The organism is Agrobacterium sp. 22-226-1 (assembly GCF_053522345.1).
The window spans coordinates 50,377-73,428 of sequence record NZ_JBNWCP010000014.1 but is presented as its reverse complement, the minus strand read 5'-3'; the positions used below and the strand labels follow the sequence as shown (position 1 = coordinate 73,428).

29 protein-coding genes are annotated in these 23,052 nt (G+C 61.4%); 13 read left to right on the top strand and 16 right to left on the bottom strand.

Annotated elements, in window-relative coordinates:
* The first annotated feature begins 61 nt into the window (after positions 1 to 61).
* Complete coding sequence (locus ACQZ5K_RS21075; protein WP_448741314.1) at positions 62 to 772, top strand: helix-turn-helix transcriptional regulator; 711 nt, start codon at positions 62 to 64, stop codon at positions 770 to 772.
* Here ACQZ5K_RS21075 and ACQZ5K_RS21070 read toward each other — a convergent pair.
* Together ACQZ5K_RS21070 and ACQZ5K_RS21065 are read right to left on the bottom strand one after the other, a co-directional pair.
* Positions 761 to 1,606 carry a metallophosphoesterase gene (locus ACQZ5K_RS21070; RefSeq protein WP_448741313.1) on the bottom strand — a complete coding sequence of 282 codons (846 nt, stop codon included), beginning with the start codon at positions 1,604 to 1,606 and terminating at the stop codon, positions 761 to 763. The two genes, ACQZ5K_RS21075 and ACQZ5K_RS21070, sit on opposite strands and share 12 nt — an antisense overlap.
* 265 nt (positions 1,607 to 1,871) lie before the next feature.
* The gene (locus tag ACQZ5K_RS21065; RefSeq protein ID WP_003522258.1) at positions 1,872 to 2,474 is read right to left on the bottom strand and encodes a superoxide dismutase; all 603 of its coding nucleotides are present in this window, start codon (positions 2,472 to 2,474) and stop codon (positions 1,872 to 1,874) included.
* Positions 2,475 to 2,694: 220 nt separating this feature from the next.
* Here ACQZ5K_RS21065 and ACQZ5K_RS21060 point away from each other — a divergent pair, with 220 nt between their 5' ends.
* On the top strand, positions 2,695 to 3,057 hold the full coding sequence (locus ACQZ5K_RS21060) for a hypothetical protein (protein WP_448741312.1): 363 nt from the start codon (positions 2,695 to 2,697) through the stop codon (positions 3,055 to 3,057).
* 4 nt (positions 3,058 to 3,061) lie between these two features.
* Here ACQZ5K_RS21060 and ACQZ5K_RS21055 read toward each other — a convergent pair whose 3' ends face one another.
* Entirely contained in the window at positions 3,062 to 3,604 is a 543-nt protein-coding gene (locus ACQZ5K_RS21055; RefSeq protein WP_448741311.1) for an N-acetyltransferase family protein, read from the bottom strand.
* Between the two features lie 96 nt (positions 3,605 to 3,700).
* On the opposite strand from ACQZ5K_RS21055, the gene ACQZ5K_RS21050 reads away from it, so the two are divergent.
* A complete protein-coding gene (locus tag ACQZ5K_RS21050; protein WP_448741310.1) occupies positions 3,701 to 4,588 on the top strand; it encodes a LysR family transcriptional regulator in 888 nt (295 codons plus the stop codon).
* Positions 4,589 to 4,702: 114 nt separating this feature from the next.
* On the opposite strand, the gene ACQZ5K_RS21045 is transcribed toward ACQZ5K_RS21050, so the two are convergent.
* Positions 4,703 to 5,584, bottom strand: coding sequence for a branched-chain amino acid aminotransferase (locus ACQZ5K_RS21045; protein ID WP_059753963.1), 882 nt, complete (start codon positions 5,582 to 5,584; stop codon positions 4,703 to 4,705).
* Positions 5,585 to 5,922: 338 nt separating this feature from the next.
* On the opposite strand from ACQZ5K_RS21045, the gene tam reads away from it, so the two are divergent.
* Positions 5,923 to 6,693, top strand: a complete 771-nt coding sequence (gene tam, locus ACQZ5K_RS21040) for a trans-aconitate 2-methyltransferase (protein ID WP_448741309.1) — start codon at positions 5,923 to 5,925, stop codon at positions 6,691 to 6,693.
* A 2-nt stretch (positions 6,694 to 6,695) separates the two neighbouring features.
* Here tam and ACQZ5K_RS21035 read toward each other — a convergent pair whose 3' ends face one another.
* Positions 6,696 to 7,064, bottom strand: coding sequence for a VOC family protein (locus ACQZ5K_RS21035; protein WP_080852511.1), 369 nt, complete (start codon positions 7,062 to 7,064; stop codon positions 6,696 to 6,698).
* A 48-nt stretch (positions 7,065 to 7,112) separates the two neighbouring features.
* Positions 7,113 to 7,820 carry a helix-turn-helix transcriptional regulator gene (locus ACQZ5K_RS21030; protein WP_448741308.1) on the bottom strand — a complete coding sequence of 236 codons (708 nt, stop codon included), beginning with the start codon at positions 7,818 to 7,820 and terminating at the stop codon, positions 7,113 to 7,115.
* A gap of 187 nt (positions 7,821 to 8,007) precedes the next feature.
* Here ACQZ5K_RS21030 and ACQZ5K_RS21025 point away from each other — a divergent pair, with 187 nt between their 5' ends.
* Together ACQZ5K_RS21025 and ACQZ5K_RS21020 are read left to right on the top strand one after the other, a co-directional pair.
* Positions 8,008 to 8,934, top strand: coding sequence for a bestrophin family protein (locus ACQZ5K_RS21025; RefSeq protein ID WP_448741307.1), 927 nt, complete (start codon positions 8,008 to 8,010; stop codon positions 8,932 to 8,934).
* Positions 8,935 to 9,046: 112 nt separating this feature from the next.
* Positions 9,047 to 9,874 (top strand): aldo/keto reductase, encoded by an 828-nt coding sequence (locus tag ACQZ5K_RS21020; protein WP_448741306.1) that lies wholly within the window; start codon positions 9,047 to 9,049, stop codon positions 9,872 to 9,874.
* Positions 9,875 to 9,889: 15 nt separating this feature from the next.
* Here the strand turns inward: ACQZ5K_RS21020 and ACQZ5K_RS21015 are convergent, their stop codons facing one another.
* The 3 genes from ACQZ5K_RS21015 to ACQZ5K_RS21005 form a co-directional block, all read right to left on the bottom strand.
* A complete protein-coding gene (locus ACQZ5K_RS21015; protein ID WP_448741305.1) occupies positions 9,890 to 10,501 on the bottom strand; it encodes a LysE family translocator in 612 nt (203 codons plus the stop codon).
* A 267-nt stretch (positions 10,502 to 10,768) separates the two neighbouring features.
* Positions 10,769 to 11,575, bottom strand: a complete 807-nt coding sequence (locus ACQZ5K_RS21010; protein ID WP_448741304.1) for an AraC family transcriptional regulator — start codon at positions 11,573 to 11,575, stop codon at positions 10,769 to 10,771.
* Positions 11,576 to 11,644: 69 nt separating this feature from the next.
* The gene (locus tag ACQZ5K_RS21005) at positions 11,645 to 12,403 is read right to left on the bottom strand and encodes an SDR family oxidoreductase (RefSeq protein ID WP_077982742.1); all 759 of its coding nucleotides are present in this window, start codon (positions 12,401 to 12,403) and stop codon (positions 11,645 to 11,647) included.
* 103 nt (positions 12,404 to 12,506) lie between these two features.
* Between ACQZ5K_RS21005 and ACQZ5K_RS21000 the strand changes: the two genes are divergently transcribed.
* Positions 12,507 to 12,938, top strand: a complete 432-nt coding sequence (locus ACQZ5K_RS21000) for a winged helix-turn-helix transcriptional regulator (RefSeq protein ID WP_448741303.1) — start codon at positions 12,507 to 12,509, stop codon at positions 12,936 to 12,938.
* A gap of 7 nt (positions 12,939 to 12,945) precedes the next feature.
* Here the strand turns inward: ACQZ5K_RS21000 and ACQZ5K_RS20995 are convergent, their stop codons facing one another.
* A complete protein-coding gene (locus tag ACQZ5K_RS20995; RefSeq protein WP_003522244.1) occupies positions 12,946 to 13,338 on the bottom strand; it encodes a DUF937 domain-containing protein in 393 nt (130 codons plus the stop codon).
* A 313-nt stretch (positions 13,339 to 13,651) separates the two neighbouring features.
* Between ACQZ5K_RS20995 and ACQZ5K_RS20990 the strand changes: the two genes are divergently transcribed.
* Positions 13,652 to 15,223, top strand: coding sequence for a helicase HerA-like C-terminal domain-containing protein (locus tag ACQZ5K_RS20990; RefSeq protein WP_448741302.1), 1,572 nt, complete (start codon positions 13,652 to 13,654; stop codon positions 15,221 to 15,223).
* 55 nt (positions 15,224 to 15,278) lie between these two features.
* Here ACQZ5K_RS20990 and ACQZ5K_RS20985 read toward each other — a convergent pair whose 3' ends face one another.
* From ACQZ5K_RS20985 to ACQZ5K_RS20975, 3 genes are read right to left on the bottom strand one after another with little or no spacing between them, the layout of a single operon-like run.
* Positions 15,279 to 15,629 (bottom strand): Atu4866 domain-containing protein, encoded by a 351-nt coding sequence (locus ACQZ5K_RS20985; protein ID WP_448741301.1) that lies wholly within the window; start codon positions 15,627 to 15,629, stop codon positions 15,279 to 15,281.
* On the bottom strand, positions 15,626 to 16,099 hold the full coding sequence (locus ACQZ5K_RS20980) for a carboxymuconolactone decarboxylase family protein (RefSeq protein WP_059753988.1): 474 nt from the start codon (positions 16,097 to 16,099) through the stop codon (positions 15,626 to 15,628). The genes ACQZ5K_RS20985 and ACQZ5K_RS20980 overlap by 4 nt, the downstream gene beginning before the upstream one ends.
* Positions 16,100 to 16,109: 10 nt before the next feature.
* Complete coding sequence (locus ACQZ5K_RS20975) at positions 16,110 to 16,832, bottom strand: SDR family oxidoreductase (protein WP_448741300.1); 723 nt, start codon at positions 16,830 to 16,832, stop codon at positions 16,110 to 16,112.
* A gap of 122 nt (positions 16,833 to 16,954) precedes the next feature.
* Between ACQZ5K_RS20975 and ACQZ5K_RS20970 the strand changes: the two genes are divergently transcribed.
* Positions 16,955 to 17,851: a LysR family transcriptional regulator gene (locus ACQZ5K_RS20970; protein WP_448741299.1), complete on the top strand. Its 897-nt coding sequence runs from the start codon at positions 16,955 to 16,957 to the stop codon at positions 17,849 to 17,851.
* 40 nt (positions 17,852 to 17,891) lie between these two features.
* Here ACQZ5K_RS20970 and ACQZ5K_RS20965 read toward each other — a convergent pair whose 3' ends face one another.
* The 3 genes from ACQZ5K_RS20965 to ACQZ5K_RS20955 form a co-directional block, all read right to left on the bottom strand.
* On the bottom strand, positions 17,892 to 18,671 hold the full coding sequence (locus ACQZ5K_RS20965) for a VOC family protein (RefSeq protein WP_448741298.1): 780 nt from the start codon (positions 18,669 to 18,671) through the stop codon (positions 17,892 to 17,894).
* A gap of 99 nt (positions 18,672 to 18,770) precedes the next feature.
* Positions 18,771 to 19,265: a DUF1579 domain-containing protein gene (locus ACQZ5K_RS20960; protein WP_020813114.1), complete on the bottom strand. Its 495-nt coding sequence runs from the start codon at positions 19,263 to 19,265 to the stop codon at positions 18,771 to 18,773.
* A 27-nt stretch (positions 19,266 to 19,292) separates the two neighbouring features.
* Complete coding sequence (locus ACQZ5K_RS20955) at positions 19,293 to 20,021, bottom strand: DUF899 domain-containing protein (protein ID WP_059753997.1); 729 nt, start codon at positions 20,019 to 20,021, stop codon at positions 19,293 to 19,295.
* Between the two features lie 151 nt (positions 20,022 to 20,172).
* On the opposite strand from ACQZ5K_RS20955, the gene ACQZ5K_RS20950 reads away from it, so the two are divergent.
* From ACQZ5K_RS20950 to ACQZ5K_RS20935, 4 genes are all read left to right on the top strand, one after another.
* The gene (locus tag ACQZ5K_RS20950) at positions 20,173 to 20,619 is read left to right on the top strand and encodes a MarR family winged helix-turn-helix transcriptional regulator (RefSeq protein WP_448741297.1); all 447 of its coding nucleotides are present in this window, start codon (positions 20,173 to 20,175) and stop codon (positions 20,617 to 20,619) included.
* Positions 20,620 to 20,720: 101 nt separating this feature from the next.
* Entirely contained in the window at positions 20,721 to 21,143 is a 423-nt protein-coding gene (locus ACQZ5K_RS20945; RefSeq protein WP_448741296.1) for a YciI family protein, read from the top strand.
* The gene (locus ACQZ5K_RS20940) at positions 21,106 to 21,369 is read left to right on the top strand and encodes a hypothetical protein (RefSeq protein ID WP_448741341.1); all 264 of its coding nucleotides are present in this window, start codon (positions 21,106 to 21,108) and stop codon (positions 21,367 to 21,369) included. Before ACQZ5K_RS20945 ends, ACQZ5K_RS20940 begins: the two co-directional genes overlap by 38 nt.
* A gap of 157 nt (positions 21,370 to 21,526) precedes the next feature.
* Positions 21,527 to 23,041: an ABC-F family ATP-binding cassette domain-containing protein gene (locus tag ACQZ5K_RS20935; RefSeq protein ID WP_448741295.1), complete on the top strand. Its 1,515-nt coding sequence runs from the start codon at positions 21,527 to 21,529 to the stop codon at positions 23,039 to 23,041.
* Positions 23,042 to 23,052 lie beyond the last annotated feature (11 nt).

Below are 23,052 nucleotides of genomic sequence, written 5' to 3'. Positions count from 1 at the left end.
AGGAAAAGCCAACTGACAGCGTTGTGTCAGTTGCGTGGGGAAATCCACCAGGAAAACGGCAATGCGCAAGGCGTCGAGACTGTTCGAGATCATCCAGATCCTGCGGGTGGCGCGCAGGCCTGTTACCGCGCAGACGATTGCCGAGGCGCTGGAGGTGACGGTGCGCTCGGTCTATCGCGACATAGCAGCGCTTCAGACCATGCGCGTGCCCATCGAAGGGGAACGCGGCGTCGGTTATATCCTGCGCCCCGGCTTCAACCTGCCGCCGCTGATGTTTTCCATCGAAGAGACGGAGGCGATCGTGCTGGCGCTCGCCATGGTCGCCCGCACCGGCGATAGCGAGTTGCGGCAGGCGGCCAGGCAGGTCAGCGACAAGATCGCCGCCTCCCTGCCCGAACCCCTGTCGAAAACCCTCTCCGCCAATGCCCTGCATGCCTGGGGCAGCATCGCGCCCTCCCCCGCCGGCGTCGATCTTGCGACGGTCCGGCGGGCGGTGCGCGACGAGGAGAAGCTGGAGATCACCTATCGCAATGAAGCCGGCGCGCAAACGCAGCGGCGGGTTCGGCCGATTGCGGTGATCTATTATTCGGAGACGGTGAATATCGTCGCCTGGTGCGAATTGCGGCAGGCGATTCGCAATTTCCGCTCGGACCGGGTGCTGAGCTGCGAAACGACCGGCAGTTTCTTCAAGCTGGAAGGCGAGAAGCTGCGGCAATTGTGGATGAGCGGCTGGCAGAGCAACCAGCCGCCAATCCCCTACTCACAGCCGTAAAAGGCGATCCTCCTCGCGCCCGAAACCGCGAATAACGATCCGGTCGGCAAAGACATCGGCAATCGCGAAGGTGTTCTGGTCGGGCGTATCGACCATGCCCTTGAAGTTCACGAAGTGGGTATTGCCCAGCACACCGTAATTGCCCTCGTGATTATGGCCATTGAACCACGCGACGACCGAGGGGTGGGAGCCGAGAAGCTCAAGGATACGCGGCGCGTCCCACATATTGTGAGCGTTTTCGGGATAGACAGGATAGTGGCAGAGAACGATCGCTTTTTCGCCTGCCGCATCCGCCTTTTGCAGAACGGCCCGCAGCCATTCGAACTGCTCGTCGCTGAGCGAGGCGTTCCAGTCCTGCGCATTGATTGCACCCACATCCGCCAGGCGCTTCAGCCGGTCTGCGGCAAGCGCCCGACGCGGATCGCCGGGCGGCGGCGCGAAAAGGCTGACCTCGTTGCCGTCAAGCACGACGAAGCGGATGCCGCCGATGGAAAAATCATGCCAGGGGGCGGACATGCCGAGGCGGGCGTGGATAGCCGGCAAATGCTCGGCGGCGACGGCGAAATCGTGATTGCCCGGCAACAGGACCGAGCGGTAGCGAAGCCCGTCGTAAACGGCAAGGATCGCATCGAAATTGTCGAAGCCGCGGTCGATGATATCGCCGAGCGTCACCACGAAGGCCAGCTCCTCGCGGTTGAAGGCGTCGATCGCGTCTGCGAGCTTTTTCGGGCTCTCGGCGTAATAACGGCCCATTTCCGGACGGGGAGCGGCATCGGCATATTGGGGATCGGCGACGATGCCGAAGGAGAAGAGAGGCGTGGTTTTTTCAGTCATGATGCGCCGCGATAAACCCGGCGGATGACAGGCTTGTGACAATAAAATCCGACAGGCCGCATCGCCATATCACAAATGCAAAACACCCGGCTTGAAGCCGGGCGTCTCAACTGTGTGGATATTTCCTCTGTCGTCATGCTCGGGCCTGTCCCGAGCATCTGCCACGTCGCGTTTTGAGAGACGGAGCAGATCCTCGGCACAAGGCCGAGGATGACGTCGCGCGGGAGGAGGCTGCTTCGATCAGCAACCACGCGTTCCGCAAGCCTTACTTGGCGGCGGCTTCGTAACGCTCCAGGACGTAGTCCCAGTTGATGAGGTTGTCGACGAAGGCTTCGAGGTACTTCGGACGCAGGTTGCGGTAGTCGATGTAGTAGGAATGTTCCCAGACGTCGACGCCGAGGATGGGATCGGCGCCATGAACCAGCGGGTTTTCGCCGTTCGGGGTCTTGGAGATTTCAAGCTTGCCGTTCTTGACGGAGAGCCATGCCCAGCCGGAGCCGAACTGCGTGGTGCCGGCAGCGATGAAATCGGCCTTGAACTTGTCGTAACCGCCGAGATCGGAGGCGAATGCCTGCTCGAGCTTGCCCGGCAGCTTGTTGCCGCCGCCGCCCTTCTTCATCCACTTCCAGAAATGGACGTGGTTGTAATGCTGGGCCGCATTGTTGAAGAGACCGGCATTGGTGCCAAAGGACTTCTTCACGACTTCTTCGAGCGACAGGTCGGAAAGACCTGCTTCGGCCGCCAGCTTGTTGCCGTTGTCGACATATGCCTTGTGGTGCTTGTCGTGATGGAACTCGAGCGTCTCGCGCGACATGTAGGGTGCAAGCGCGTCGTAGTCGTAGGGGAGTTCGGGAAGTTCGAAGGCCATGGTTTTTACTCCTTTTTGCAGCGGGTTACCGCTCCTAGAAACCGTGTGAGCGGACCATAGGAGCGAACCTCTGTTTGGGCAACCTGCGAAATATCAAAATGTTCCGACAAAAGAGAAAATTCCTCTCCGTGCGGCCGCCACCACATTTGTTTCACACCTTTGGCGTACCGTTTTCCACCCTATCGGTTCGCTTTTGCCGAGATTGCAGGAAGGAAATTCCATGACCCGTCCGATCCCCCGCCCCATCCTCCTCCTTGCGGCGTTTTCGTCGCTCACCTTCCCCGCCGCCGCATCGTCGGATGACGCCTGGAAGGAGTTCGTGGCGGATGTGCAGACGGCCTGCCTTGCCGGCGCCAAAGACATGATCGAGGACGCGAAGGCGGTGGTCGATCCGGTCGGCAGCGAGAATTACGGCCTCGCCATTCTCACCGGCAAGGTCAAACTCACCGGGAAGAGTGGGGGCGCGGATGCGACCGTCAGTCATATCTGTGTGTACGACAAGAAGACCAAGGCCGTGGAGCTGGGCAGCGAGCTTTCCGGCGATACGCTGAAGGTGGAAATCCCCGGCTCCACCAAGCCCTGATCGTTCAAAAGCGCGGCGTGGTGTCGCCCTCGCCCAGCGCACGCTGCATCAACACCGTATCCAGCCATTGGCCATGTTTCCAGCCGATGGATTTGAAGGTGCCGACATGTTCGAAACCGGCGGCGCGGTGCACGCCGATCGAGGCGGCGTTGGCCGAATCGCCGATGACGGCGATCATCTGCCGGAAGCCGCGTGCCGTCGCCGCCTCGATCAACGTATCGAGCAGCTTGCGGCCGATGCCCATGCCCTTCATGGCCGGATCGATATAAACGGAATTCTCCACCGCCGCGCCATAGGCCGGGCGCGGGCGATAGGCGCCGGCATAGGCATATCCGGCTATCTTTCCATCGCATTCGGCGACGAGGTAGGGGTAATTGCCCTCCACCAGAAGGCGGCGGCGCTCCAGCATCGTCTCCACGCTTGGCGGATCGATCTCGAAGCTCGCGCGGCCATGTAGCACGGCGTCCCGGTAGATTTCGGCAATGGCTGGAATATCCGCCTCTTCGCAGGGGCGGATGGTAAGGCTGGAAACGGTGGAAAGGGTCATTCTCTTGTCCTGCGGATCATTCACGCCGTCATTGTGCATTGCGGCGCAGCCAAAATAAAGATTATCTGTCTTATACAAACGATAAGGTTTTCTTTGATGATGGACCTCGACCTGCGGCAGCTGCGCAGCTTCATGGATGTGGCCGATCTCGGCAGTTTTTCCGCCGCCGCCGACAAGGCGGGGCTGACGCAGCCAGCCATCAGCCTGCATATAAGGCTGCTTGAAAAACAGCTCGGCGTGCGGTTGATCGAAAGGATCGGCAGGCGCGCGCAGCCGACGGCGGCGGGGCGCGATTTTCTCATCCATGCAAGGCGGATTGCGGAAGAAGTGGCGCATGCCATCGATACCGTAGCGCCGCATCGCAGCGGGGTGACGGGACGCCTTCGCATCGGCACCGGCGCCACCGCCTGCATCTATCTGCTGCCGCCGGTGCTGGGCAAAATCCGGCAGGCCATGCCCGGCATCGAGATCGTCGTGCAGACCGGCAATACCCACGATATCCTCCGGCTTCTGGAGGCCAATACCATCGATGCGGCGGTGGTGGCCCTGCCCGCCAGCGGCCGCAGCCTCGATATCAGCGATATCCATCTCGACGAGCTGGTCGCGGTTTTCCCGCAAGGCTCCATCTCTGACGCAACGGCGCTCAACGCCGAGACGCTTTCGGCGCGGCCGCTGCTGCTTTACGAGGGCGGCAATACGCGCCGGCTGGTGGATCAATGGTTTTCGGCAAGCGGCCGCACCGTGCAGCCCGCCATGGAACTGGGCAGTGTCGAGGCGATCAAGAAGCTCGCAGGTGCGGGCCTTGGCCTTGCCATCGTGCCGCGCATGGCGATGGAGCATGAAGGCGCGGCATCCGGGCTCGAATGGCGCTCGCTCGAACCGCCGCTGGAGCGCCGGATCGCGCTGGCGATGCGGCGCGACAAACATATGACCGCGCCACTGCGGGCGCTGGCCGCTGCGCTGCCGGATGTGCGGAAACGGTGAGGCCCGCGCCAGCTTCAGGTGCGGGCCTCGACCCCGGATCTAGTCCGGGGTGACGAAGTGCGGATGCTAGTTCCTCACCATATCCAACCCTGGATTTATCTTCGAAACTCCGTCTTAAACATCCGCGCCGAGACGCGCCCAGTCCATGTAGAGATCGAGCGCCTTGCGGGCGACGGGGCCTGCCTGCAATTCGCGATCATCGAGCTTCACGACGGGCGAAACCTTGGAATAATTGCCGGAGCAGAAGATTTCATCGGCCTCGCGGAAATCCTCGACCGAAAGCGTCGCTTCGCGCACGTCGAAACCGGCCTGGCGCAGAAGGCCGATCACGCGCGAACGGGTGATGCCGGCAAGGAAAGTGCGGTTCGGAACCGGGGTAAGGACAACGCCGTCCTTGACCATGAAGATGTTGGCCGAAGCGGATTCGGCGACATTGCCGTTCATGTCGCGCATCAGGGCATTGTCGAAACCGCGCGAGCGCGCTTCGAGGATCGCGCGGCCGCTATTGGGATAGAGGCTGCCGGCCTTGGCGTCGGTCATGGCGGTTTCCGGCGAAGGGCGGCGCAGCGGCGAAACGGTGAGCGTCAGCGGCTTGCCGGCATCCATCGGCGCTTCGAAAAGGCAAAGCGCAAACCGGGTGGAGCCGGCATCGGGCGCCACGACGCTGCCGGGCATGCCGTGTTCGGCCCAGTACATCGGCTTGATGTAGATCGCCATCTTGCCGTCGAATTTCTTGACGCCTTCGAGTGCCAGGGACTCGATCTCCTCGGCCGTCATCGTCGGCTTCATGCCCATATTGACGGCGGAGCGATTGACGCGCTGGCAGTGCAGATCGAGATCAGGCGCCACGCCATCGAACCAGCGTGCGCCGTCAAACACCGTGGAGGCCAGCCACATGGCATGCGAGGTCGGGCCGATGAGCGGCGGATTGCCGGGCAGCCATTGACCGTCAACATAGGTCCAGGTGGTTGATCGGGGTGCGGTATCGACGCTCATGGTGGTCTCCTGTCTCAAGCGTTTTCGTTCGGTAAAAACGCTCCGTCTTTTTTGTTCTGATGCATTGCCGGATGAAGAGCGCTGCGCGCTCTCAACGGGGCATGTTCTGGAAATCGGCCGGAGTGAATGCCTCTCCCCTGACGAGGTCAAGTTTTAATTGCAGCGATTTCTGATTTTGATGGAAAATAACAAAGCGCCGGCCCCGCAAGCACGTTTTATGAGGCGAAACAAAAGGTTGATGAATAGATTCATCACAATAATTCATGCATCCGACGATAGCGGCGCGATTTGCCCCATGCGATGCTGGCGATCTGACGGCATTTCGCAGGAGGAAAATCATGGCATGGTCCGCCCACCAATATCTGAAATTCGAAGACGAGCGGACGCGTCCCGCACGTGATCTTCTGGCGCAGGTGCCGCTGGAGCGGGTGCTGAATGGCTATGACCTCGGCTGCGGCCCCGGCAATTCCACCGAGCTTCTGACCGACCGTTACGGCGTCAATGTCATTACCGGCATCGACAGCGATGACGACATGCTGGAAAAGGCGGCGGACCGGCTGCCGACCACGCGCTTCGGCAAGGCCGATCTTTCCCAGTGGAAGCCGGCGCAGAAGGCAGACCTGCTTTACGCCAATGCCGTGTTCCAATGGGTGCCGGATCATCTCACCGTTCTTTCGCAACTGATGGACCAGCTGGAAAGCGGCGGCGTTCTGGCCGTGCAGATGCCCGACAATCTGCAGGAGCCAACGCATCGCGCCATGGAGGAGACCGGAGCGAACGGTTCCTGGAAGGATACGTTTTCAGATGGCAGGCTGCGCCGCAAACCCCTGCCCGCGCCTTCGGACTATTTCGATGCGCTGACGCCGAAATCCGCGCGAGTGGATGTGTGGCACACCATCTATAATCATCCGATGAAGGATGCGGAAAGCATCGTCGAATGGGTCAAGGGCACAGGGCTGCGCCCCTATCTCACCGCCGCCGGCGAGGAAAACCGCGAAGCCTTCCTCACCGCCTATACGCGGCGCATCAAGGCGGCCTATCCGCCGATGGCGGACGGCCGCCTGCTTCTGCGCTTTCCCCGCCTTTTTGTGGTGGCGGTGAAGAAGTAACTTCAGCCCGCGAAAGCATAGACCCGGAGACGATGATTGTCGGGGTCGGCGGCGGTAAAGGTGTAGCCGAATTCCATGCCCGCCGGCTGCTGCAGCATGTCGATGCCCTTCGCCTTCCAATCCGCAAAAATCTCGTCCACCCGCGCATCGTTTTCAACGCGGAAGGCAAGCTCGCCGCCGCCGCCCGTGACGGATGCCTTCGGCTCCACGGTGTGCCGCGACCAGAGGCCGAGCTTCATGCCGTTCTGAAGCACGAAGAGCGAGAATGTCGGCGAGGCTTCGACCGGCTCCGCACCCAGCAGGGCCCTGTAAAATTCGGTGCTGGCCGGCGGGTTGTCGACGTAAAGGATGGTGAAATCGGGGTGGGTCATGGCTGTTCTCCTGTGTTGCGGATGAACGGTTTCTAGACCCCGCTGCTGTCAGTTTTTGTCAGCATGATGCCGCCGCCGTTGTTTTTCCCTTTCGCGCCATTCTTTCAGCAGCGCCTGGCGGCGGCGCGGATAACGGCTGTCGAGAGGGCGGAAATCTTCGATGCGGTCGGCCCGGAAACTGCGGTAGTCCTGCCGTGTCTCGCACCAGCCCAGCACCACCCGCACCAGATCGAAAAAGGCGAGCGCGAAGGGCCAGATCACCCGTTCCGTCACGTCTCCCTTTTCATCGCGATAGGTGATGACGACCCTGCTTTCCTTACGGATCGTATCGCGAATGGCCGCCAGATCGACATGGATGGCGGCAAGGCCCTGCCCCGGCCCGACAAGCAGGGTGGAATGATCGAGCTCCTCACGCAGGGCATCGGGAAGCACGGCGCCGATCTTGACGAGCGCGGCGCGGGCGGCCTCCGCCAATCCCGCATCGGCGCGGCCCGCCACCCAGCGCGAGCCGAGCACCAGCGCCTCGATTTCCTGCTGCGAAAACATCAGCGGCGGCAACAGGAAACCGGGGCGCAGCACATAACCCACGCCCGCTTCCCCTTCGATATCCGCGCCCTGCGCCTGAAGCGTCGCTATGTCGCGGTAGAGCGTGCGCAGGCTGACGCCGGTTTGCGCGGCAAGCGTCGCGCCGCTGACCGGCATGCGGTGGGAGCGCAGTATCTGCAACAGATCGAGAAGCCGTTGTGAGCGTGACACGCGATATTCCCTTCCGCCTCATAGCCAGACCGTGGCGTTGACGATCCCGGCGATAGACGCGTAGCGCCGCCAGCCGCCGGGTGCAACCATGCAAAAAAGGGTGGACAAGGCCGCGTCGCCAGCATGTAGATAGGGTCAGGCTCTTTCACGCCCCTCCCATCCGCCACAGGCATTTCGAGTTTCCGCCATGATCGTTCGTCCAAAACCGAACCTGCTGCAGCTTTTCCTCATCGTGCGCGGCTCCATCATCGTCCGCATCTTTCCGCAGGTGCTTGCGGTTTTCCTGCTGTCGACGCTGGTTGTCTGGGCGCACAAGGACAGGCCGGATCTGGTGCAGGCGTTAAACGGAGCGCCCTTTTCGCTGCTTGGCATCGCGCTTTCGGTGTTTCTCGGTTTTCGCGCCAATGCCTGTTACGACCGCTGGTGGGAAGCCCGCAAGCAATGGGGTGCGCTGATTACCGTCGCCCGCGCGCTTTCACGCCAGAGCGTCATGCTCGATAGTCGGCAGGATGTCGCCGATCCCGTCACCCGCCGGCGGATCACCGATCTCGCCATCGCCTTCTGCCACGCGCTGGTCTCGCATCTGCGCCCCGGCGATGCGACCGCCACTGCGGCCAGCCTCGTTCCGGATGATCTCAGGGATATTTACGACCGCAGCCGCAACCGGCCGGACATGCTGCTGCACGAAATATCCGGCGCCATCGTCTCCGCCCATGGCAAGGGGCAGATCAGCGATATCCAGCTACAGATGCTGGATGCCACCGTGCAGCAGATGGGGGCGGCGCAGGCTTCGTGCGAGCGCATCCGCCAGACGCCGGTTCCCTTCGGTTATTCGCTGCTGCTTCACCGCACCGCGCATCTGTTCTGCCTGTTGCTGCCGTTCGGTTTCACGGATTTGCTCGGCTGGGCCACGCCGTTTACCAGCACGCTCATCGCCTATACGTTCTTCGGTCTCGATGCGCTGTCCGACGAGCTGGAGGACCCCTTCGGCACCGGCCTCAATGCGCTGCCGATCAATTCGCTCGCCACCACCATCGAGATCAATCTGCGCGAGGCGATGGGCGAGACCGATCTGCCGGCCGATCCGCGCCCGGTGGATTACGTGCTGATGTGATATCGTCCCGCCGGGTTGAAACCGATCGCGCGGACACCAGTTAATGAAAGACGGCTTCCTACGCCCGGCATCCCGCGCCGGCCATGTTTTCAGCAAACAGGAGAGACATCCCATGTATGACGTCAGCGCGAATGGCGCGAATATTCCCGCCCTCGGTTTCGGCACCTTCCGCATTCCGGAAGACGATGTCAGGCGCATTCTGCCGGAAGCGCTGAAACTCGGCTTCCGCCATGTCGATACTGCGCAGATCTACAAGAACGAAGGCGCGGTCGGCGAGGTCATCGCGCAATCGGGCATTTCCCGGCATGATATCTTTCTCACCACCAAGGTCTGGGTGGACCGCTTCCGCCACGACGATTTTCTCGCTTCCGTCGATGAAAGCCTTGCGAAACTGAAGACCGACTATGTCGATCTGCTGCTGCTGCACTGGCCGAAGAGCGACGTGCCGCTTGCCGAGCGCATGGGCGCGCTGAACGCGGTGCGCAAGGCCGGAAAGGCGCGCAATATCGGCATTTCCAACTTCAATGTGGCGCTGACTGACGAGGCGGTGAAACTGTCCGATACGCCGCTTGCCACCAACCAGATCGAATATCACCCCTATCTAGACCAGACGAAGGTGATTTCGGCGGCGCGCAAGCACGGGATGTCAGTGACGGCTTATTATCTGATGGCGGATGGCAAAGTGCCGAACGATCCCGTGCTGAAGGATATCGGCGCGAAACACGGAAAGACCGCCGCGCAGGTGACCCTGCGCTGGGCGGTGCAGCAGCCGGATATCGTGGCGCTTTCCAAGACGGCGACCGAAAGCCGTCTCAAGGAGAATTTCGATGTTTTCGATTTTGCGCTGACGGAAGAGGAAATGCGGGCGATCCACGCGCTGGCCAAACCGAATGGCCGCATCGTCAATCCCGGCCACCTCGCGCCCGATTGGGACGACTGAGGCGACGGAGCCGTCTCACCGCTCGGTCAGGGCCAGCTTCGCGCCCAGCGCCACGAAAGCGGCGGCGAAGCTGCGCCGCAGCCAGGCGAGGACCGCCGGGCGCGACACCACCTGACGCCGGACCGAGGCGGCGAAACAGCCATAAAGCGCAAACACCAGAAACGTCATGGCCATGAAGATCAGCCCGAGATCGATCATGCGCCATGTCGGCAAAGCCTCATCCGCCGCGATGAACTGCGGCAGGAAGGCGAAAAAGAAGATCGACAGTTTCGGGTTCAGCAGATTGATGAGGATCGCCTCGCCGATGATACAGGCGGCCTTGCGGGGCTCCCTGGTATCGTCGATCTTCAGCGCACCGTCCTCCCGCAGCGTGTTCCACGCCATGTAGAGGAGATAGGCGACCCCCAGATACTTGACCGCACCGAAGGCGAGCGCGCTGGTGTGCAGGATGGCGGCAAGGCCGGTGATGGCGGCGAGCAGATGCGGCACGATGCCAAGCGTGCAGCCGAAGGCCGCGATGACGCTCGCCCTCGCCCCCTGCGAAAGACCGGCGGCCAGCGTGTAGACCACGCCGGTTCCGGGAGAGGCGGCGACGATAAAGGATGTGATGAGGAATTCGGGTGTCATGGTGCAGATATGTCCTGTGGGGTGGAGGACAGGAGCATGAGGGTGCGTGGGGTGGGTGTCTTGGATGAAATTGCAGCACAGACGCTCGTCGGCGCGCGCCGAAGTGGCGGGTTACGGTATCGGCCAGCCCACTCCGTCCTCATTCCTGTGCTTGTCACAGGAATCCAGTCGACGCGCGTCTGCGCGGCAGGAGGACTCTTTTCAGCCCAAGGACTTGGGCTGGCTGGATTCCTGTGACAAGCACAGGAATGAGGGCGGAGAAAGCATCTACGAAAGCGCCGCCCGGTAAACCGCCGGCGTAACCCCGAATTGCCGCACGAAGAACCGGTTCAGATGGCTCTGGTCGGCAAAACCGGCGGCAAAGGCCGCCTCGGCGGGCGGCGTGCCTCTGGCCAGCGCATGGCGTGCCGCATGCACGCGCCGCTGGAGAAGATAGCTATGCGGCGTGAGCCCGGTGGCCCTGGCAAAAGCGCGCAGGAAGCGGAACTGGCTCATGCCGGCCTCTGCGGCGAGATCGGCAAGGCGGAACGGCCGGAAGGGCTCGTCGTCGATGCGGCTTTTCGCCCGCCTTATATTCTCGGGTGCGGCGATTTCGCCCGGCTTCGCCGCCGTCTCCATCGCGCCCGCCAGAAGCGTCAGCAGGGTCTCGTCGCCACGAAGGGTTTCGCCCGGCCGTTCCCTTGCCGTCATGGCTGCAAAGACAGCGTTGAACCGCTTCGCCAGCGGCCTGATATCGACGGGATAGGCAAATTCGAACGCGCGGCGATCATTCTCGCCGATATCGGCAATGGCGTCGCGGACGATATCGATGTCGAGATAGAGCATCCGCCAGGCGCGGCCACCCTCCCCGAGCGGAATACCGTCATGCACCTCGCCCGGATTGACGGTGATGAGATGGCCGGCGCCGGCTTCCACCATGCCGCGGCCGGAGAGCGATTTCTGCGCCCCGCGTTCGATGAGACCGATGCCGAACTGGTCGTGCATGTGGCGCGGAAAGGAACGGTCGCTATCCGCCGCCACGGCGACGACGCCGGGCAGAATGGTTTTCGGCATCAGGAACAGGCCTTGGGCCATGAAAGCGCGCGCTCCGCAGATTAGAGCGCGACGCTATCACAGGATGCCCAGTCGAGACAGATGCGGCGTTTACGGATGCATATGGTTGATCATGGCGAAGACCTGATCGAAATTACCGTTCTGCGCGGCGAAACGCAGCGGCTTGCAGCGTTCCACCACCACTTCCTTCTCGTCCGGGCGATTTTCAAGAATATCCATCACCTCGGAAATGAAGGCGTCGAGCGGCATGGCCCTTTCGTCGCTCGCCTGCCCCTCGCCCATCAACGTCGTCTGCACATAGGGCGGCACGATTTCGATGACCTCCACCGCCGTTTCCTTCAGCTGCTCGCGCAGCGCGACCGAATAGGCATGGATGGCCGATTTGGTGGCGCTGTAGGTGGGGGTCAGCACCATGGGCACGAAGGCGAGGCCGGAGGAAACCGTCAGCACAGTGGCTGCGGGTTGCTTGAGGAAATGCGGCAAAAGCGCCGCCGTCAGGCGAATGGGTGCGAGAAGATTGGTGGCGATGGTTTCTTCGGCCGTGTCGAGATAATCCGGTGCTGCGGCGATGTCTTCCGGCCGCATGATGCCGGCATTGTTGATGACGGCGTTGAGGGTCGGATGGGCCTTCACCAGAGCTTCGGCAAACGCGCGGATGCCTGCGGCGTCCGTCGCGTCCATCACCATCGAGGCCATGCCGGGATTGGCGGCCGTCACCTCGTCGAGCACGGCCTTGCGGCGGCCGGAAATGATGACCCGGTTGCCGGCCTTGTGAAACGCTTCCGCCAGCGCCCGGCCGATGCCGGAACCGCCGCCGGTGATGAGAATGGTGTTATCAGCGATTTTCATTGGAACATCCTTTGCTTGTTGGCTGAAAGGAAGTTAGCTATGATACTCTCCAATCGAAAGTAGGCACCCAAAAGATTTATACTTACCCAATGGAGAGTGTAAGATGAAACGGCACGCCGCCGACCCGGCCATCGAAAGCCGGCGCAAGGTTCCGCCACCCACGGATACCAATCCGGCAATAGAGGCGCTGGTTCAGGACATCATTGCCAAAGTGGCCGACAAATGGACGATGCTTATTCTGGAAGTGCTGGAAGAGCATGGCACGCTGCGCTTCACGCAGATCGGCAGGCTGGTCGGCAATATCAGCCAGAAGATGCTGACGAAAACGCTGCGGCAGATGGAAAGCGACGGGCTGGTGCGCCGCACCGTGTATCCCGTCATCCCGCCGCATGTGGATTACGGCCTGACGAACCTCGGCCGCACGCTGGGCAGCGCCTTTTGCGGCGTGTGGATATGGGCGGAAACGCACCATGCCGAAATAGAAGAGGCGCGGCGCCTGTTCAATGAACAGCCGCCGCGCCCCGCTATAGAGTAGTTTCGCCTCAGGCGAACTGGCTGAGGCCCGGAACCGAGGCGATCACCTGATCGACAACCTCATCACCCGCATGCTGGCGGGCAACGGAGATGGTTTCCTTGGCGAGCGTGGAAATCTCGCTCATGCCGAGGCCCTGGCTCATCAGCTGCTGGCCCAGCCCCATAATGCCGCCGCCGCCGAGCGCGCTCATCAGGCCGCCGAGCAGACCGCCGCCGCCGGCGCCTTCGCCATTATACTGCGCCACCAGTTCGCTGGCGCCGGGAATGGCTTCGATCATGCGGGCGATCGGGCCGTCTTCCGCCTCACGCTGAAGAAAACCGAGAATCATGCCAATGGCCTTTTCGGCCAGTTCGGGGCTGATTCCCGCCTTCTCGGCGATCTGGCTCACGACTTCGTTCATTCTTGCCTCCTGTTGAAAACGACGCCAACATCGAATAACTGACGTTAACGTCAACGTAAAACAATATCATGCCGCATTCAAGCGGCCAGGGTCAGGTGCGGCAACTTTCATCAAGCGGTTTTTCTTCATCGCCATCAAGCAGTTGTTGCGCCTTGAAACTGTCCTTATAAGATCATCACAACCAAACTATGAAAAGGCCGCTATCGTCAGAAGTGGCCACAACATGGTAGTGACGCTTTAAATTCGGACATGACTTTTGCAAAATCCACCGCGATTTTAAGGGTCATGCACCAGCCGCAGGAGAAAATGGTCGATGTTGCAGGACGGACAGCTCTATATCGGGACCAGCCGCAATCCGGACGACAGCCTGAACAAGGGCGAATATCTGGAACTGAAATTCGGCAACCGCCACGGCCTCATCACCGGCGCGACGGGAACGGGCAAGACCGTGACGTTGCAGGTTCTGGCCGAAGGTTTTTCCAAGGCCGGTGTGCCGGTTTTCTGCGCCGACATCAAGGGCGACCTTTCCGGCATCGCCGCGCAGGGCGAAGCCAAGGACTGGGTGCAGAAGCGCGCCGAACAGATTGGCTTCACCGATTTTGCCTATGGCAAATCGCCGGTGATCTTCTGGGATCTCTACGGTGAAAAAGGCCATCGCGTCCGCGCCACCATCGCCGAAATGGGGCCGCTGCTGCTTGCCCGGCTGATGGATGCCTCGGAAGCGCAGGAAGGCGTGCTCAACATCGCCTTCAAGATCGCCGATCAGGGCGGGCTGCCGCTGCTCGATCTGAAAGACCTGCAATCGCTCCTGAACTATATGGGCGAAAACGCAACCGAGCTTTCCAACCAGTTCGGCCTGATTTCCAAGGCCTCGGTCGGTTCGCTGCAGCGCGGGCTGCTGGTTCTGGAACAGCAGGGCGCGGCGAATTTCTTCGGCGAACCGGCATTGAAGATCGCCGACATCATGCGTGTGGGCACGGATGGGGTTGGCACGATTTCGGTTCTCGCCGCCGACCGGCTGATGATGAACCCGCGCCTTTACGCCACCTTCCTGCTCTGGATGCTTTCGGAACTGTTCGAGGAGCTGCCGGAAGTGGGTGACCCGGAAAAGCCGCGTCTGGTGTTCTTCTTCGACGAGGCGCATCTGCTCTTCAACGACGCGCCGCGGGTGCTGGTGGAACGCGTGGAACAGGTCGTGCGGCTCATCCGCTCCAAGGGCGTGGGCGTCTATTTCGTGACACAGAACCCGCTCGACGTGCCGGAAACCGTTCTCGCCCAGCTCGGCAACCGCGTGCAGCACGCGCTTCGCGCCTATACGCCGCGCGAGCAGAAGGCGGTGCGCACCGCGGCCGACACCTTCCGGCAGAACCCGGCCTTCAACACCGCCGACACCATCACCACGCTCGGCACCGGTGAAGCGCTGATTTCCACCCTGCACGACAAGGGCGCACCTTCCATCGTCGAGCGCACGCTGGTACGTCCGCCTTCCGGCCGTGTCGGGCCGCTCACCGATGCGGAACGCCAGTCCCTGATCGATGTGAGCCCCGTCGCCGGGCAATATGACAAGGATATCGACCGGGAATCGGCCTTCGAAATCCTCGCCGCCCGCGCCCAGAAGGCTGCAGATGCAGAAGCCGCCAGACGTGCGGAAGAAGAAAACGCCGCCAGCCAGTCCGAGAGCGCTTCCGGCCGCTGGCGCCTGCCCGGCTTTGGCGACGAAGAACCCGCACCGGCCTCCACCGGCTCGCGCAATGGCGGCGCACGCAAGACCGGATACCAGCGCGAAACGGTGATCGAGGCGGCGATGAAAAGCGCTGCGCGCTCGGTTGCCACCTCGGTCGGCCGCGCCATCGTGCGCGGGATTCTCGGTAGTTTGAAGCGATAGAAACGGATACGCCGCCCACCCTCGATGGGGCGGGCGGCGCTTGATTGGCGGGACGTTACTTCTGGCGATAGAAGATCATGCCGCCGTGATAAAGCACATCGTCGACGAATTCGCCGTCGGCGGTGAAGCCGGTATCGTCCCAATAGTCGATATGGTTTCCCTTCACCTCATACCGTCCCTGATAGGCGCTTTTGCGGTTGCCCCGCGCCTCGTCATACCGGCCATTGGGCAGAAGTTCCTGGCGAATGTGGCCATCGCCGGTGACCCACATGCCGATATAGGGGTGGTTCCGGGTTTGAGACGTTTCGGTCATATTCACGTCCATGGCGTTGCTCGTTTTGCGGGAACCCGTATCGGCGGAAGCTGTTGCGAGCAGAAGCGCAACGGATGTCGAAACAATGTTCATTGTTTTTGCCCTCCCGATGCGGCGTTGGCGCGGCGTTCCTCGAACAGCTCGGCAAGCGTGCGGGATGCGGCGATGGCTTTGGGAAAACCTGCGGGAACGGTGATCAGATAGACCATTTCCTTCAGCTCTTCGTCGGTTGCGCCCACATTGAGCGCATAACCGGCATGGACCTTCATCAGATCACGCTCGCCAAGGGCCGCCATGACCGCGACGGCGGCCAGCTGGCGGGTCCGGTTATCCAGACCCGGCCGGGACCAGACCTCCCCCAGGGCGTAACCCTCGGTCGCATCAGCAAGGAAAGGAAACTCCTGCCGCAAGCGTTCCAGATTGGACTGGGGCTGGCCATTGTTGAGGCTGCGGACGACTTCATCGCCACGCTTCAGCCTGTCATCCAGTCGTTGCGGATTGGCGATGGCGGCACTTGCCGCAAGCATGGCAATCGCAAGCACGGTCGGAAAAATCGCTTTCATGTCGCTCTCCTCATGCAGCGGTCGGACGGACGACGATCTCATTGACGTCCACATCGTCGGGCTGCTCGATGGCGTAACGCACCGCGCGGCCGATGGCGTCGGGCTTCAGGGCGATGGCCCGATAGGTCTGCATCAATTCTGCGGCGGCGGGATCGGTGATGGTGTGGGCAAGTTCGCTTTCCACCACGCCGGGGTGAATGCAGGTGACACGCAGGTCACGGTTTTCCTGCCGCAGCCCGTCCGAAATCGCCCGCACCGCAAATTTCGTCGCGCAATAGACGGCAGCCGTGGGCGAAACGGCGAGCGCACCGATGGAGGCGATGTTGATGATATGGCCGGAAGCGCGGGCGGTCATCTCAGGCAGAACGGCGGCGACGCCATAAAGCACGCCCTTGATGTTGACGTCGATCATGCGGTCCCATTCATCGACCTTCAGGGACGACATCAGCGACAGCGGCATGATGCCGGCATTGTTGACGATGACGTCGACCTGCCCGAACGCCTTGCGCCCCGCCTCCGCAAAGGCCTCGACGCTCTTTCTGTCCGTCACGTTCAGCGGCTGGATGACGACCTCTGCGCCCTTCCCGCGCAATTCTTCGGCAAGCGCCTGCAAGCGGTCCATACGGCGCGCGCCCAGCACCAGCTTCGCCCCGGTGGCGGCCAGTTCCCTTGCGATACCCTCACCGATCCCGCTCGATGCACCCGTGATGAGAACGACTTTGTTCAATGTCATGGCTTTCTCCTTGGTGTTACGGCCGGCTTTTTCTGGAAGCGGCCGTTGCAGACAAGATAAAGCTTGGGCATTGTCGTGATAACCGCCTCAATCATAACCTCAATGGGTAGAATTTCTAACCAATGAACATCGATCTCAACGCGCTTTCGACATTCTGCATGGTTGCCGAGCAACGCAACTTCCGGGCCGTTGCAGACAGGCTCGGCGTAACCCGCTCCGCCGTCAGCCAGACCATCCGCAAGCTTGAAGAGACAATGGGAATAGCGCTGGTACAGCGCACGACGCGCAGCGTCAGCCTGACGGAAGCGGGACAGCAGCTTTATGCGGATGTGTCGCCATCCATCGGCAATCTCGTTGAGGCTGCCAATGCCGCATCGTCCCTGAGCGGCGCCGTGCGCGGGCAGTTGCGGCTTGCGGTTTCCTCGATAGCCGAGCGCTTTTTATCCGGGCCATTGCTTGCGCGCTTTGCGGAAATACATCCCCAAGTGCAGCTCGATATCGTCGTGACGGACGAGGAATTCGATATCGTCGCCGAGCACTACGATGCCGGCGTGCGTCTTGGAGAGCTGATCGCGCAGGACATGATTGCGGTTCCGGTGTCCGCTCCGCAGCGGCAGCTCGCCGTCTGCTCGCCGCACTATCGGGACCGCTTCGGCCTGCCGGCGCAGCCCCGCGAATTGATGGGGCACAGGTGTATCGGCTGGCGACCTCGGCCGGGTGTGGCGCCATACAGGTGGGAATTTGCGGAAAACGGCCGCGAATTCGCGGTGGCGGTGGAACCGGCCTTCACCACCAACGACATGCAGCTGATGATCAAGCTGGCCTGCGCCGGTGCGGGCATCACATTCGGCATGGAAGAAACGTTCCGCCCCTATCTGGAGAGCGGGCAGCTCGTTTCGATGCTGGAAGACCACTCCCCGACCTTCGCGGGATTTTATCTCTATTATCCCAGCCGCCGCAATCTTGCGCCGAAGCTGCGCGCCTTCATCGATCACGTCCGCCTGTCGAGAGAGCGGTAATCTGCCGGAGCGAGCCCCGGCAGACCGTTAGAAAACAGGGCTATTTCCTCTGCGAAACCAGCGAGAAATAGGCGCCCTGCGGATCGACGCAGTTGACGATCCAGCTTCCGCCGGGAACCTCCATCGGGCCGTTGACGACCTTGCCGCCACCGGTGCTGACGCGGGTGATGGCGTCATCGATACCGTCCACATTGAAGTAATAACCCCAGTGACAGACGGGGACCTGCGGCATGCGTTTCATCATGCCGCCGACGGCCTTGCCCCTGTAGGCGAAGATGCGGTACGGGCCCATGTCGCCCATGTCGAAATCATGGTCCTTGGTCCAGCCGAAAACATCGCCGTAAAAGGCCATGGCCTCGTCGACATTATCGGTGAAGAGCTCGTGCCAGCCGACATGGCCCTGCTTTTCCTGCATATCCTCCGGGAAGCCGCCTGTTTCCATCGGCTGCGGCGTCATGATGCAGATCACCGCACCGAAAGGATCGGCGACCACGGCGAAGCGGCCGATTTCGGGAATGTCCTGCGGCGGACGTCTGACCGCGCCGCCCTTTTCAGCGAATTGTTTCGCCGTGGCGTCCACATCGTCGACATCGACATAGGCGGTCCAGTTCGGGGGAATGCCCTGGCCCTTGTGCTCGTCGGTCAGCTCCATGACGCCGCCCATGCCCTTGCCATCGGCCTCCAGCACCAGATAGGGCATTTCCGGCGAGCCGAAATCCTTGGTCTGCCAGCCGACGACATGACCATAAAAGCGGGCTGCCGCTTCCATGTCGGGCGTCATCAACTCGACCCAGATGAATTTTCCATGTGTATCGGACATTGTCGTCTCCTATGGAGGGTTTGGCGGGTGTTTTTCGGCAAGCGCCCGCCGCAGGATGCGGCGGCGCGGGTGGTTTTCGGGTGAAATTTTCGCAGGGCTTCAGGCCTTGCGGCGGAATTCCGATGTCATGAAGGTCTTGAATGTGCCGTCCGGCTGCCTGACGCTGCCGGAAAAGCTGCGGTGATTGTCGTCATGCAGCACCAGCACGTCGTGATAGGTATCGGTGCGGCCGGAACCGTCAAAGGCCGGGCCTTCCGCTTCCAGCGTCAGGGTCTTGCCGTCCTCTTCCAGCCAGCCCTTGTAGACCCAGAGATTGGTCATCATCGACCCTACCCAGGTGCCGACGAAATTGCCCTTGGCCGGGTCGAAGCCGACCGTGATCACGGCCGTCATATCCGTGCCGTCAGGCATCTTGCCGGTGCCGTTGCCGATGATCCACAAGCCACCGACGGAGCGGACGGTCTCGGTGAATTGCTGCGACGGGTCGTCGGCATCGTAGCCCTCATGGCCGGAACTGGAGGTCATGACCCAGTCTCCGACGATCCTCTTGAGGAACTCATGTTCCTTCTGCGGCTTGGCGATTTCCATTTCCATTGTTGTTTCCTCCTCGTCCGTCCGTTTTCAGTGGCAGCAGGCTGCCGCCTTCGGCGCGTCCTCATACTGGTCGTGGCGGCGCACCCAATCCATTACCTCCTCTTCATTACGGCCTTTTGGCACCAGATCGAGCAGCATCAGCGTGCCGAGCGTCTGTTCCGCGCCGCGGGCGTAAGTGGAATAGGTGTGGTAGATCTTGCCGTCATCGCCCCTGGCGAAAACGCTGATGCCGTGCAGGTCCTTCAGGTCGCCATAGGGCGCCATGTCACGGTAATTATAGGTGATTTCGCCTTTGGCCATGTCCTCGTCGCGGAACGAGGCCTGATAATCGTAGTTGAAATCGCTGCTTTCAGCCGAAACCCACGGGAATTTCCAGCCCATGCGGTTCCTGTAGCTTTCGATCTTCTCAAGCGGCGCGCGCGAAACCGCAACGAAACCCGCATCGCCATGCTTGAGGTGGATCAGCGCGCCATCGACATGATCGGCAAAGAATGAGCAACCGACGCAGCCCTCCTCCCAGTCCGGCGCCAGCATGAAGTGATAGACGATGAGCTGGCTGCAGGTACCGAACAGTTCCTTCAGCGATTTGGGGCCGGAAGGGGCATCGAAGATATAATCCTTCGTCACCTCTTCCCAGGGCAGCGCACGCCGGGCCTCGTTCAGCCTGTCGCGGGCGCGGGTCATTTCCTTTTCCTTCACCAGCAGATCGCGGCGAGCCGCAAGCCACTCCTCTTTCGAAACGACGGGATGAGACATGATCTTTCCTCCTTGGATCCGTCTTTCACCACGGCACCGCCCCGCTTTTAGCGGTGGGCACCAGCTATTTCTGTGCTGAAAGTCAATAAACAGTCTGCGGGGGCATCAAGTTCCGCTTGACTAATTAGGTTGATATCAACATATTTATCCCATGTCAAACGCCAGCGTGATTCCTTTTTCGACAACTCTTTTCGTGCGGGACGCGTGTCTGTGCCTGCATGCGCAGCGTGCGGCGCGGGCGCTCGCGCGGTTGTTCGACAATGCGCTGAAACCCGTCGGCATCAACAATGGCCAATTTTCCCTGCTGATGTCGCTCAACCGGCCGGAGCCGCCGCCGATGGGACCGGTCGCCAACCTTCTGGCCATGGACCGCACGACGCTGACGGCGGCGCTGAAGCCGCTGGAGCGACGCGGGCTGGTCAGCATCGAGCAGGACCCGAAGGACAAGCGCGGCAAGCGGCTGCGGCTGACGGCGGACGGCATGGCCCTGCTCGCCGCCGCCTTCCCCATCTGGGAACAGACCCATGCCGAAATTGAAGCCCGCATCGGCAGCGGCGACCCCGACAGGCTGCGCCGCGATCTCATAGACCTTGGCTGACGAGAGTGACGGCATAACGCCGCTGTTGCCAGCAAAACTGTCATCCGGCCGTCGTGCCGGGGAGCGAAACTCAACGGAAACGCAATCAAGGAGGAATGATCATGCGTGCAATCGTTTTTGTAAAAGCCACAAAAAGCAGCGAAGACGGCGTTATGCCCACGACCGAACTGATCGAGGCGATGGGGAAATTCAATGAAGAGCTTGTCAATGCCGGTATCATGCAGTCCGGCGACGGCCTGCACCCCTCCTCCAAAGGCAAGCGGGTGATCTTCGACGGCGACAGCCGCACCGTGGTTGACGGCCCCTTTCCGCAAACCAACGAGCTGGTCGCCGGTTTCTGGATCTGGACCGTGAAGGATATGGACGAGGCCGTGGCCTGGGTGAAACGCTGCCCGAACCCGATGCTGGAGCGCAGCGAAATCGAAATTCGCCCGATGTTCGAAATGGAAGACTTCGGCGACGCCGTAACGCCGGAAATCGCCGCGCATGTGGAAGAACTGCGCGCGCGTGTCGCGAAGCAATAAAGGCCGCTCAGGCGAGCGTCGAATTAAAACGGGAGAGTGCGGGCTTGCCGCATTCTCCCCCACCGCCTGCCGCTGCAAAAGCCGTTGCCTCGAACAACCGCCGCTGTTAATGGTGAAGCGGTTCAACACGTTTCAAGAAAGGAGGCTTCGCATGGATATTTCCTGCTTCTGGCGCAATCGTCAGCTCTGCCACCTTTTTGCCCTGCAGACACGTTTGCAGGGCTGACCGGAACACCACCCCCTCTGGTTTGCCCAAAAGGCCGCGCAGAATGCAGCTTGTCTGCCGTTGCGCATGTTTTCACGACGGATCATCCCGAACCGAAACCGTACTGCCTGTGGCAGACCACGGTTCGTCACGGGTCCGTCTTGCCAGAGACGACTTCATGACCATCATCACGCTTCGAAACCTCGGAATCATTCTGGGCAAGCCGCTTTTTTCCAATCTCAGCCTCACGGTGAATGCGGGAGACCGCATCGGCATCGTCGCCGCCAATGGCTGCGGCAAATCCACCCTGCTCCATTGCCTTTCCGGTGACATGGAGCCCACCAGCGGCGATATCACCCGGCTGCGCGGACTGACGCAGTCCATCGTCCACCAGCATCTGCCCGCCCCGCTGATGGAATGGACGATGCGGGACGCCGTGCTTTCCGCCCTGCCGGCGGATACGATCGACAGCGAGAGCTGGCGCGCCGACATTATCTTCGACGCCATGCTGGTGCCGGAGCCATTCCGCGAGCGCCGCCTGAAAAAATTGAGCGGCGGCTGGCAGAGGCTTGCGATGCTGGCGCGGGCGTGGATCACCGAGCCGGATGTGCTGCTGCTCGACGAGCCGACCAACCATCTCGACCTCGAAAAGATCAATGTGCTGGAAAACTGGCTCGGTGAATTGCCGCGCGATACGGCTGTTATCATCGTCAGCCATGACCGCGCCTTTCTCGATAATGTCACCAGGAGCACGCTGTTCCTGCGGCCGGAAAATTCGGCGCTGTTCCGGTTGCCCTATGGCCACGCACGGGCGGTGCTGGAAGAAGAGGATGCCGCCGATGAGCGGCGTTTCCAGCGCGACATGAAAACCGCCCAGCAATTGCGCCGTCAGGCCGCCAAGCTGAACAATATCGGCATCAATTCCGGCAGCGATCTTCTGACCGTCAAGACCAAGCAATTGCGTGAGCGTGCGGAAAAGATCGAAGAAAAGGCGCGGCCCGCCCATATCGAGCGATCCGCCGGCAAGATCCAGCTCGCCAATCGCGGCACCCATGCCAGGGTTCTGGTCACCCTGGAAGATGCGCCGGTCTCGACGCCGGACGGAACAGTGCTGTTTCGCACCGGCCGGCAATTTGTCCGTCAGGGGGACCGCATCGTCATTCTTGGCCGCAACGGCGTCGGCAAGACACGGCTGATGTCGCTTCTGCAGGCGGCTGTATCAGGTGCAGGCCAGATACAGGAGGGCATCAAGGCCACGCCCTCGCTGGTGGCCGGATATGTCGACCAGTCGCTCGCCGAGATCGATGACGACAGCACGCCCGTTTCACTGCTGTCCCGCCGCTTCGACATTGGCGACCAGCGCATCCATGGTCTGCTCGCGGGCGCCGGGATCGACATGGAAATGCAGAAACGCCGTATCGCCGCCCTTTCCGGCGGGCAGAAGGCCCGGCTTGCCATGCTGGCGCTGCGGCTGGCGGAGCCGAATTTCTACCTGCTGGACGAGCCCACCAACCATCTGGATATTGAGGGGCAGGAAGCGCTGGAGACGGAAATCATCAGCCGCGAAGCCAGCTGCGTGTTCGTCTCGCATGACAGGAGTTTCGTGCGGGCTGTCGGAACCCGCTTCTGGCTGATCGACAAGCGCAGGCTGGTGGAAGTCGACGATCCGGAAGCGTTTTTCGCCTCGGCCTGATGGTTTTGAAA

Coding starts and splice junctions, on each gene's coding strand:
- ACQZ5K_RS21075 (WP_448741314.1), top strand. CDS start 62: ATGCGCAAGGCGTCGAGACTGTTCGAGATCATCCAGATCCTGCGGGTG.
- ACQZ5K_RS21070 (WP_448741313.1), bottom strand. CDS start 1,606: ATGACTGAAAAAACCACGCCTCTCTTCTCCTTCGGCATCGTCGCCGAT.
- ACQZ5K_RS21065 (WP_003522258.1), bottom strand. CDS start 2,474: ATGGCCTTCGAACTTCCCGAACTCCCCTACGACTACGACGCGCTTGCA.
- ACQZ5K_RS21060 (WP_448741312.1), top strand. CDS start 2,695: ATGACCCGTCCGATCCCCCGCCCCATCCTCCTCCTTGCGGCGTTTTCG.
- ACQZ5K_RS21055 (WP_448741311.1), bottom strand. CDS start 3,604: ATGACCCTTTCCACCGTTTCCAGCCTTACCATCCGCCCCTGCGAAGAG.
- ACQZ5K_RS21050 (WP_448741310.1), top strand. CDS start 3,701: ATGATGGACCTCGACCTGCGGCAGCTGCGCAGCTTCATGGATGTGGCC.
- ACQZ5K_RS21045 (WP_059753963.1), bottom strand. CDS start 5,584: ATGAGCGTCGATACCGCACCCCGATCAACCACCTGGACCTATGTTGAC.
- tam (WP_448741309.1), top strand. CDS start 5,923: ATGGCATGGTCCGCCCACCAATATCTGAAATTCGAAGACGAGCGGACG.
- ACQZ5K_RS21035 (WP_080852511.1), bottom strand. CDS start 7,064: ATGACCCACCCCGATTTCACCATCCTTTACGTCGACAACCCGCCGGCC.
- ACQZ5K_RS21025 (WP_448741307.1), top strand. CDS start 8,008: ATGATCGTTCGTCCAAAACCGAACCTGCTGCAGCTTTTCCTCATCGTG.
- ACQZ5K_RS21020 (WP_448741306.1), top strand. CDS start 9,047: ATGTATGACGTCAGCGCGAATGGCGCGAATATTCCCGCCCTCGGTTTC.
- ACQZ5K_RS21015 (WP_448741305.1), bottom strand. CDS start 10,501: ATGACACCCGAATTCCTCATCACATCCTTTATCGTCGCCGCCTCTCCC.
- ACQZ5K_RS21010 (WP_448741304.1), bottom strand. CDS start 11,575: ATGGCCCAAGGCCTGTTCCTGATGCCGAAAACCATTCTGCCCGGCGTC.
- ACQZ5K_RS21005 (WP_077982742.1), bottom strand. CDS start 12,403: ATGAAAATCGCTGATAACACCATTCTCATCACCGGCGGCGGTTCCGGC.
- ACQZ5K_RS21000 (WP_448741303.1), top strand. CDS start 12,507: ATGAAACGGCACGCCGCCGACCCGGCCATCGAAAGCCGGCGCAAGGTT.
- ACQZ5K_RS20995 (WP_003522244.1), bottom strand. CDS start 13,338: ATGAACGAAGTCGTGAGCCAGATCGCCGAGAAGGCGGGAATCAGCCCC.
- ACQZ5K_RS20990 (WP_448741302.1), top strand. CDS start 13,652: ATGTTGCAGGACGGACAGCTCTATATCGGGACCAGCCGCAATCCGGAC.
- ACQZ5K_RS20985 (WP_448741301.1), bottom strand. CDS start 15,629: ATGAACATTGTTTCGACATCCGTTGCGCTTCTGCTCGCAACAGCTTCC.
- ACQZ5K_RS20980 (WP_059753988.1), bottom strand. CDS start 16,099: ATGAAAGCGATTTTTCCGACCGTGCTTGCGATTGCCATGCTTGCGGCA.
- ACQZ5K_RS20975 (WP_448741300.1), bottom strand. CDS start 16,832: ATGACATTGAACAAAGTCGTTCTCATCACGGGTGCATCGAGCGGGATC.
- ACQZ5K_RS20970 (WP_448741299.1), top strand. CDS start 16,955: ATGAACATCGATCTCAACGCGCTTTCGACATTCTGCATGGTTGCCGAG.
- ACQZ5K_RS20965 (WP_448741298.1), bottom strand. CDS start 18,671: ATGTCCGATACACATGGAAAATTCATCTGGGTCGAGTTGATGACGCCC.
- ACQZ5K_RS20960 (WP_020813114.1), bottom strand. CDS start 19,265: ATGGAAATGGAAATCGCCAAGCCGCAGAAGGAACATGAGTTCCTCAAG.
- ACQZ5K_RS20955 (WP_059753997.1), bottom strand. CDS start 20,021: ATGTCTCATCCCGTCGTTTCGAAAGAGGAGTGGCTTGCGGCTCGCCGC.
- ACQZ5K_RS20950 (WP_448741297.1), top strand. CDS start 20,173: ATGTCAAACGCCAGCGTGATTCCTTTTTCGACAACTCTTTTCGTGCGG.
- ACQZ5K_RS20945 (WP_448741296.1), top strand. CDS start 20,721: ATGCGTGCAATCGTTTTTGTAAAAGCCACAAAAAGCAGCGAAGACGGC.
- ACQZ5K_RS20940 (WP_448741341.1), top strand. CDS start 21,106: ATGTGGAAGAACTGCGCGCGCGTGTCGCGAAGCAATAAAGGCCGCTCA.
- ACQZ5K_RS20935 (WP_448741295.1), top strand. CDS start 21,527: ATGACCATCATCACGCTTCGAAACCTCGGAATCATTCTGGGCAAGCCG.